The organism is Actibacterium sp. (assembly GCF_041584535.1).
GTDB lineage: Bacteria > Pseudomonadota > Alphaproteobacteria > Rhodobacterales > Rhodobacteraceae > Actibacterium_D.
The window spans coordinates 1-8,072 of record NZ_JBFHDW010000111.1 but is presented as its reverse complement, the minus strand read 5'-3'; the positions used below and the strand labels follow the sequence as shown (position 1 = coordinate 8,072).

Below are 8,072 nucleotides of genomic sequence, written 5' to 3'. Positions count from 1 at the left end.
CTTTCGCGTGCACGGCTATGACGGGATGACCGACTATTATGATGTCAGCCTGAAACAGCGCCGGCATCAGATGCTGCTGCAATCGCCGAACTTCACCGCGACCGAGGCGATGCTTGAAGATGCCGAGACCCTGACCCGCGTCAGTAACGAGTTTCAGCCCGATGTGATCGTTCACCTCGCGGCGCAGGCCGGGGTGCGCTACAGCCTTGAGAACCCGCGCGCCTATATCGACGCCAATATCGTCGGCACGTTCAACGTCATGGAGGTGGCCCGCGAACATCAGGTCGCGCATCTGTTGATGGCCTCGACCAGCTCGGTTTACGGCGCCAACGAAGAAATGCCCTTTACCGAGACCGAAAAGGCCGACACGCCGCTGACCATCTATGCCGCCACCAAGAAGGCGAACGAGGCCATGGGCCATTCCTATGCCCATCTGTGGGGGCTGCCGGTGACGATGTTCCGGTTCTTTACCGTCTATGGCCCGTGGGGCCGCCCCGATATGGCGCTGTTTAAGTTCACCGAGTCGATCCTCGCCGGGCGCCCGATCGACATCTATAACCACGGCGACATGTTCCGCGACTTTACCTATGTCGAAGATCTGGTTCGCGGCATCCGCCTGTTGATCGACGCCGTGCCCCAGCGCCCCGCCAGCGCCGCCGATATCGCGCCGGGCGACAGCCTGTCCCCCGCCGCGCCATTCCGGGTGGTGAATATCGGCAATTCCGACAAGGTGCGGCTGCTGGATTTCGTCGATGCGATCGAAACCGAACTGGGGATCGAGGCGATCCGCAATTACATGCCGATGCAGAAAGGCGACGTGCCCGCGACATGGGCCGATGCCAGTCTGCTGAAATCGCTGACCGGCTATCAGCCGCAAACCCCGTTCCGCGAAGGCGTGGCGAAATTCGTGGCGTGGTATCGCGACTATTTCGACGTCTGACGCGCCCGGCGCCGCTTGGGTCGCGGTCTGCGGCGCCAGAATGAAGGCGAAAAATCGTTAACCTGTCTTAACAGACTCGGGGTCCGGCCCGAACTGACTGAAAACAAGCATCTCGCCTGAATCTTAAGCAGATCCGGGCAAAACCTCCTGAAAACCGCGGATTTGGCCTTAAAACATGCCAGAAATACCCGCTTGGTGCCTCATTTGCGCCATGTCGCGCATGCCTGATTAACTTTCACCCCTCGTTAATCGGGACAACCGGACAGATGCCGAACGGGACAACATCAGGACGCGTATTGGACACGGCAGAATTTCTGTCGCGCCATGGCGGTGTGATTGCGCAACGCCTGTCGCCGGAAATCTCGGCCCGTTATATGGCCGCCACCATCCTGTCGAAACGCGACAAATCGCAGACCTTTCTGCTGCGCTATGCCCAGCAGAAAAAGATCATCAAGCATTACGATATCACCGACGGTCCGGGGCAAACGGCCTATCTGCGGGAACGCGATGCCTTGCGGACCTTCTCGAAATCCGGGCTGGTGCCACGGTTAGAGTTCTTTTCCGATCAGGCCGGCTTTCTGGCGATCGAATATCTGGAAGGCGCCGATCTGAGGGCAGTGGTTCACCCGGACTCGCTGGATATTCTCAGCGCCTCGGTCGGGCGCTGGCTGGGCCAGTTCGCCGAGGCCTCGCCTTATAAGCGCGAAACCGGCAATTGGGGCGATTACCTGCGGAATTACGAGGCGCTGCAACAGTCCGGCATCATCCGCGAAAGCGAAGCGTTTCTAAAGGCTTTCGCCTATGACCGGCTGGTCATGGCCAAGAATGACGGCGCGCTGTCGAACCTGCGCTTTACCGAAGATGGCCGCCTCTATGGCATCGACCTTGAGCGCAGCCAGTTCAAGCCGCTGGGCTGGGACCTGTTGCTGACCGCCCGCGCGCTGATCCGGCTATTCCCGGAACATGCGGACCAGATCACCGCCAATCTGGCCAAGGGTTTTTGCCAGAAAACCGGCGAGAACACCGACAAATACACCACCTTCCTGCGCATCGCCGGGGTCACCGCCGCCTTCGAGATCGGCACCGGCACCACCGAAACCCCGGCGCTGGCGGCGCTGCGGCGCTATAATGCCGTGGCCGATACGCCTGCCGATCTGGTCGGCAGCGCACCGTTTCTGCCCGCCAGGATGGTGCGACAGGATCCCGACGCTGTGGCCCGGCTGAAAACCCATCTGCAAACCGTCGATCTTGAGAATGACGGCCCGCTGACAACCTATTCCGCCCGGTCCGATCTGGTGGCGCCGCCGCAGGCCCTGCGTGCGCTGTGCATGGCCTGTCAGGGCAGTTGTTGCAGTCGCGGCGCCCAGCACAACGCCTTCCTTGACGCAAGCGCATTGAACCGCACGGCGCGGCTGATGGACCTGCAAACCCGGCAACGTCTGGTCGATCTTTATCTGGATCACCTGCCCGATACCCATGTCGAGGACTCGTGCCTGTTCCATGACAAGACCGGCTGCGCCCTGCCGCGCAAATTCCGCTCGGACACCTGTAACACTTACACCTGCCGCTCGGCTGACCGGCTGATCCGGCAGATCGACACCCACCGCCCCGAGGACGTTCTGTGCGTCGCCGGGAAAGGCGCGAATTTCCGCAAGGCCGTGCGCACCGAGAACGGCAAAATCATCAAGGTTCCCCTGTCACGCCTGACTTTGAACGGCGATCAAACCTCCGCTTCGCAGACCGACGAGGAGACTGACAATGGCTGAATCCATCTTCGTCACCATCGACGACGCGGTCAAAACCGGCACCGGCACCTATAAGGTCAAAGTCGATAAATTCGCCACTACGTCCGTCGACGGCAGTCAGGATCTGTATCTGTCCGATGGCGGCGACATCACCGATCTGACGATCACCAAGATGGGCAAGGACGATGCAACGCCCGATACGTTCCATTTCGACATTTCGACCTTCGATGACGATTTCACCGTCAACGTGGTCTCGGAAGGCCCCGAGGATACGTTCATCATCGACAATGCCACGTCCTATACGGTGAACTCCGGCATCTACACGATCAACTATGTCGGCTCGGACGGGCAGCCGCATGTGATGACGATTGATCCGGGCGACGCCAGCGTGATCGTCAATATCATCTGCTTTACGCCGGGCACGCATCTGGACACGCCCTCGGGGCCGCGTCTGGTCGAAGAGCTGGCGGTGGGCGATCTGGTGATGACGCTGGATCATGGGCCGCAGCCGCTGCGCTGGATCGGGCGGCGGCGCATCGTGTTCAGCCTGCGCGAAGACCGGCTGAAACCGATCCGCATCAGTGCGGGCGCTTATGATGGCGTGACGCCGCTGCGGCCGCTGCTGCTGTCACCGCAACACCGGGTGCTGCTGGGCGGCGCGGGGGTTGCGAACCTGTATGATGCGACCGAAGTTCTTGGCCCGGTCAAAGGCATGCTGGGTCTGCCCGGTTTTCGCAAGGCGTTCGGGCGCGACAGTGTCGATTATATCTCGCTGATCTTCGACCAGCACGAGATCGTCTTTGCCGAAGGCATGCCGGTCGAAAGCTACCTGCCCCGGCCCTATGCCGCGACCTTTATGCCGGATGCTTTCGTTCAGGAAATCTCGGCCCTGTATCCGGGGGTGTTTTCCGAGCGGTCCGAGCAGATTTACCCGTCAGCGCGTCGTCTGTTGAAGGTGTCAGAGGTGGAAAAGCTATGCGCCAAGGGGCGGGTTCAGGCCAATATCCCGACCGACGCCCCTGCCCTGCACGCGGATGGCCCGGCCCATTAGGCCGGACCCCGGTGTTTTGCGCCGGATCGGCGCGCGGCCTTAGCCGACCTTGAGGATCACCGCCATCGCGGAATCGCCAGCGGCACAGCCTTGGAACAGGCCCAGACCGCCGCCACGGATTTCCAGCTCTTCGATCATCTCGATCATCGCCCGCAGGCCGGTCGGCCCCTGCGGGTGGCCCCAGACCAGCGAACTGCCGTAATTGTTCATGCCCTTCCAATCCAGATCAAAGGCGCGCGCAAAGGCGATGTCGTTGACCGAGAACGGGTTGTGCGATTTGAACACGTCGATATCGGTGATCTTCAGACCGGCCAGATCCAGCGCCTGCTGGGCGGCAAGGATCGGGGCGGCGGGCATATGGGCGCGCTCGCCACGGGCCTGAGCCACAGCGATGACCTTGCTCAGCGGGCCGTCCTTGGTGGAAAGCTCCCGGGCGCGACCGGCATCGGCGACCATCACCATCCCGGCGCTGCCATCGGCCGGGTGGGTCTGACCGGCAAAGGTCACAGTGCCGGTTTCGCGCACCGGCTTTAGCTTGGCCATTTTCTCGATCGACGAGGGATAGACGCCATCGTCGCCCGACAGGGTCGCAACGGTCTTGCGGAACCGGACATCGGGCACCTCGAACACATCGGCCATATAGCGCTTCTGGAAGGCGCGATCATTGGCCAGCGCCTGCTGATATTGCTCATAGCGATAGGCCGCCAACTCGTGCTGTTCCTCGGTGGAAATGCCGAACTTGCGCGCGACATTGTCGGCGGTATCGACCATGGCGCATTTGGCCAGCGGGTCGCGGTTGAAACTTTCCAGCACGATGTCTTCCGAACGGCCAGTGCCGCCCGGCTGATCGGGGGCCGGATAGTAGGCATGCGCCCCGTTCGAGGTGCGGTCGCCCGAGCACAACAGCGCAACTTTCGCGCCGGAATTGGCCATTTCACCCATCGCCGTGGCGACCAGACGCGCGCCGGTGGCGCAGGCCTGATTGACGGTCGGGCCAGCCAGATGCTCGGCCCCGATCAGGCCGGTGAACCACGGCGTGCCGTAAAAGCTGCGATATTGCGGCACGGTCATGCCATAGGCGGCAAAGTCAAAGTCCTGAACCCCGATACCGCGATCGGCAAGGGCGGTTTTGGCGACATGGGCCGCGAATTCGATCGAATGCAGATGCGAGAACGCACCCTGCCACCGGGCGAAAGGCGTGCTCCAATAGGCGCCGTAGGGGATATATGCTGACATTTCACTGTCCTTTCGAATGGCGATCCGGGTCCTGTGCCGGACGGGTGTGGATACGAACGCCACAGCGAAAGGCCGGGCGCAACGGGCCGGTCAGCCCAGAATTTCTTGCACGGGGGCGACATCGCCCGCCGCCAGTCGGCCGTCCTTTTCGACAAAAACGCCGCGGCGCTCATAGCCCTCAAGGATCACCCGCGCGCCCTGAACGGCGCGGTAGTTGACGGTGAAACTGCGGCCCGACCACTCGATCGCCTCAATCGCAAATTCCAGCGCCCGGCCCTCGGTCGCGGGCAAGCGGAAGGACAGCTTGGCCTCCATCAACCCCAGCCCGCGCGCGCCCAGATCGCGGCACAGCTTGGCGTGGCCGCCGACCCGGTCATGCAGGAAGGCGTGAAAGGTCGCATCCATCCAGCGAAAGTAATTCGGATAGAACACGATCCCCGCCGGATCGCAGTCGCCAAAGCTGACCTGAACTTGGTTCACGAATATCGACATCTTAAACCTCTCCTGTGCGCTGCCAGCATGCGGGCGGCAGCGGATGTTTGGAATTCCGGTCACATTTAGGCGGGACCAGCCCGGCGTCAGAAAAACCCGCGCGTTGCGATCATCAGGGCGACCAGCACAATGTCGGCCGCAAGGAACGGAAGAATGCCCTTGAAGATATTCTCAAGCGACACAAAGTCCCGCGCGACCGAGTGGATGACAAAGACGTTTAACCCCACTGGCGGCGTGATCATGCCGATCTCAAGCAGCTTGGCGACCAGAATGCCGAACCAGATCAGGTTGACGTCATGTGCGCCGACCAGCGGCAGGAACAGCGGCAGCGTCAACAGCATGGCGCCGATGGGTTCAAGGAACATGCCCAGCAGCAGGTAGATCAGCGCGATGATGATCAACAGGCCGGTGGCGCTGAGACCCAGCGTGGCCACGAACTTGCCGATTTCATTCGACAGGCCGGTAAAGGCCACAAGCCGGGTGAACAGGTTGGCGCCGATGGCGATGATGAACAGCGACCCGCAGGACAGCAGCGTGTCGATCACGCTGTCTTTGAAGCCCTGCCATTTCAGCGTGCGCCGGATGACACCGATGACGATGGCGATGAACGCGCCCACGGCACCGGCCTCGGTCGCGGTGAACAGACCGGTGAACAACCCGCCGAACACGATCAGGATCATCACCAGAACCGGCCAGACCCCCAGCGTCGAAGCGAATTTCTCGCGCCAGGTGCTGTTGTCCGAGCGCGGCAGTTTCGACGGGCTGCGGGCATAGACGATCAGGGTCGCGCCGACATAAAAGCCCAGCGAGATCAGGCCGACGATCAGGCCCCCCAGAAACAGGTCCGAGATCGATTGTTGGGACTGGATGCCAAAGATGATCAACAGGATCGACGGCGGGATCAGCGCGCCAATCGTGCCGCCTGCGGCCACCGACCCGGCCGAGAAGGACAGATCGTAATTGTGGCGTTTCATCTCGGGGATGGCGATACGACCGATCGCGGCGGAACAGGCCACCGAAGACCCGGTCACGGCGGCAAAGGCGCTGGCCCCGGCCAGAGAGGCGATCACCAGACCGCCGGGCAAGGCCCCCAGCCAGACCTTGGCGCCGTCGAACAGCCCTCGCGTCAGGCCCGAATGATAGGCGATAAAGCCCATCAGCAGGAACATCGGCACCGAACTGAGAGTCCAGCTGGCCGTGGTCGAATACGGCACGCTGGCCAGCATCGACAGCACCACCCGCTCGCCCGCGACGGCATAGAGGCCGACAACCGAGACACCGAACAGCGCCATCGCGATCGGCACGCGGATGGCGATGAGACCAAGAATGCCAACGAGGCAGAGAAGGCCAATTGTGAACGAGTCCATCAGACTTCTTCCTCTAGGTCGGCGTTCAGTTCTTCCAGCGGATCATGGGCATGAACCGACAGCTTGCCGGTCGCCAATTGCACGATCCGGATTGCGCAGAGCACCGTCATCAACCCAAAGGCCAGCGGCATCAGCCAATAGGACGGCCATGTCAGAACCTTGATCAGACCCGCATCGATATAGGCGCCTTTCGCGGTCTGACGCAGCGCATCGACCGTTCCGGCATAGGTCAGCAGACCATAGATCAGCGCAGACAGGATAAAGCCCGGCATACCGAACCAGTTCCGCACACGGGCGGGCAGTTGATCGGTAAAGATCGTGGCCTCGATATGCCGGCGTTTGACTTCGGTGAAGGCGATCGGAACGACCGCCAACGCCACCATGTAATACTTCCCGACCAGATCGGGAGTCGCCGGGAATCCAGCCCCGAAGAACCGGCGCATGATCACGTCAACCGCGATCTGCACCATCATCAGGGTCAGAACAATGCCGCCAAACAGCACTGTCCCTCGTGCAACCAGTTGTTCATACCTGCGCATCATCGGAGTCCCGGCTCAGGCCACAATTACTTGCCGAACGAGGCGTAATCGACCTTGGACCAGATCTCGCTGATGCGCAGCTCGGCCAGCTCTTCTTCCGACGAGACGTTCGCGACCAGACCCTGCCACTTTTCGACCAGCGCTTTATACTGGGCGACCTTGGCTTCGGCGTTCTTCACGCCACGGCCTTCTAGGGTTTGCGAAACGGTCTTCATGTGCTCGGCGACAAAGCTGTCGATCCCGGCTTTCAGCGTGGCATCGGGGGTCACGAATTCGATACCCTTGGCCTTGCCTTCTTCGGTGCCTTTGGCGGCGTTGGCCTGCCATGCGCCTGCGTCAGCAGCCAGCGCGTATTGCGCGGCGCGAACCAGAGCTTCACGGTCTTCACCCGACATACGGTCCCACAGCAGCGCGCTGGCGTTGACGACAGCCGCACCGTTGAACACGCCGGTTTCGATGTTGATCACGTATTTGACGACATCAACCAGACGGGCGTTAATCAGGTCCGGGGTCGAGGCATAGCTGGCATCCAGAATGCCTTGGCTCAGGCCTTCGAACTGTTCGTTCGCCGGCATCTGAACGGCAACGCCACCCAGGCTTTCGATGATGCGGGCAAAGATCGGACCGCCCGAACGGATTTTCAGACCCTTCACGTCATCAATCGAGCGCACCGGCTTGGTCGACAGGAAGTTGTAAGCGGTG

8 protein-coding genes are annotated in these 8,072 nt (G+C 61.4%); 3 read left to right on the top strand and 5 right to left on the bottom strand.

What is annotated here, in order from left to right; translation table 11 throughout:
• The 3 genes from ABYW26_RS07290 to ABYW26_RS07280 all read left to right on the top strand — a co-directional run.
• Positions 1–940, top strand: a 940-nt coding sequence (locus tag ABYW26_RS07290) for an NAD-dependent epimerase/dehydratase family protein (RefSeq protein WP_372604115.1), incomplete at its 5' end; no start/stop codon positions are given.
• Positions 941–1,236: 296 nt separating this feature from the next.
• Complete coding sequence (locus ABYW26_RS07285; RefSeq protein WP_372604114.1) at positions 1,237–2,706, top strand: hypothetical protein; 1,470 nt, start codon at positions 1,237–1,239, stop codon at positions 2,704–2,706.
• Positions 2,699–3,736 (top strand): Hint domain-containing protein, encoded by a 1,038-nt coding sequence (locus tag ABYW26_RS07280; protein WP_372604113.1) that lies wholly within the window; start codon positions 2,699–2,701, stop codon positions 3,734–3,736. The genes ABYW26_RS07285 and ABYW26_RS07280 overlap by 8 nt, the downstream gene beginning before the upstream one ends.
• 39 nt (positions 3,737–3,775) lie before the next feature.
• On the opposite strand, the gene ABYW26_RS07275 is transcribed toward ABYW26_RS07280, so the two are convergent.
• The 5 genes from ABYW26_RS07275 to dctP form a co-directional block, all read right to left on the bottom strand.
• Entirely contained in the window at positions 3,776–4,972 is a 1,197-nt protein-coding gene (locus ABYW26_RS07275; RefSeq protein WP_372604112.1) for a thiolase family protein, read from the bottom strand.
• Between the two features lie 90 nt (positions 4,973–5,062).
• Positions 5,063–5,464, bottom strand: coding sequence for an acyl-CoA thioesterase (locus tag ABYW26_RS07270; RefSeq protein ID WP_372604111.1), 402 nt, complete (start codon positions 5,462–5,464; stop codon positions 5,063–5,065).
• A gap of 86 nt (positions 5,465–5,550) precedes the next feature.
• Entirely contained in the window at positions 5,551–6,831 is a 1,281-nt protein-coding gene (locus tag ABYW26_RS07265) for a TRAP transporter large permease (RefSeq protein WP_372604110.1), read from the bottom strand.
• Positions 6,831–7,370, bottom strand: coding sequence for a TRAP transporter small permease (locus ABYW26_RS07260; protein WP_372604109.1), 540 nt, complete (start codon positions 7,368–7,370; stop codon positions 6,831–6,833). The genes ABYW26_RS07265 and ABYW26_RS07260 overlap by 1 nt, the downstream gene beginning before the upstream one ends.
• A gap of 26 nt (positions 7,371–7,396) precedes the next feature.
• Positions 7,397–8,072, bottom strand: a 676-nt coding sequence (dctP, locus tag ABYW26_RS07255) for a TRAP transporter substrate-binding protein DctP (protein ID WP_372604108.1), incomplete at its 5' end; no start/stop codon positions are given.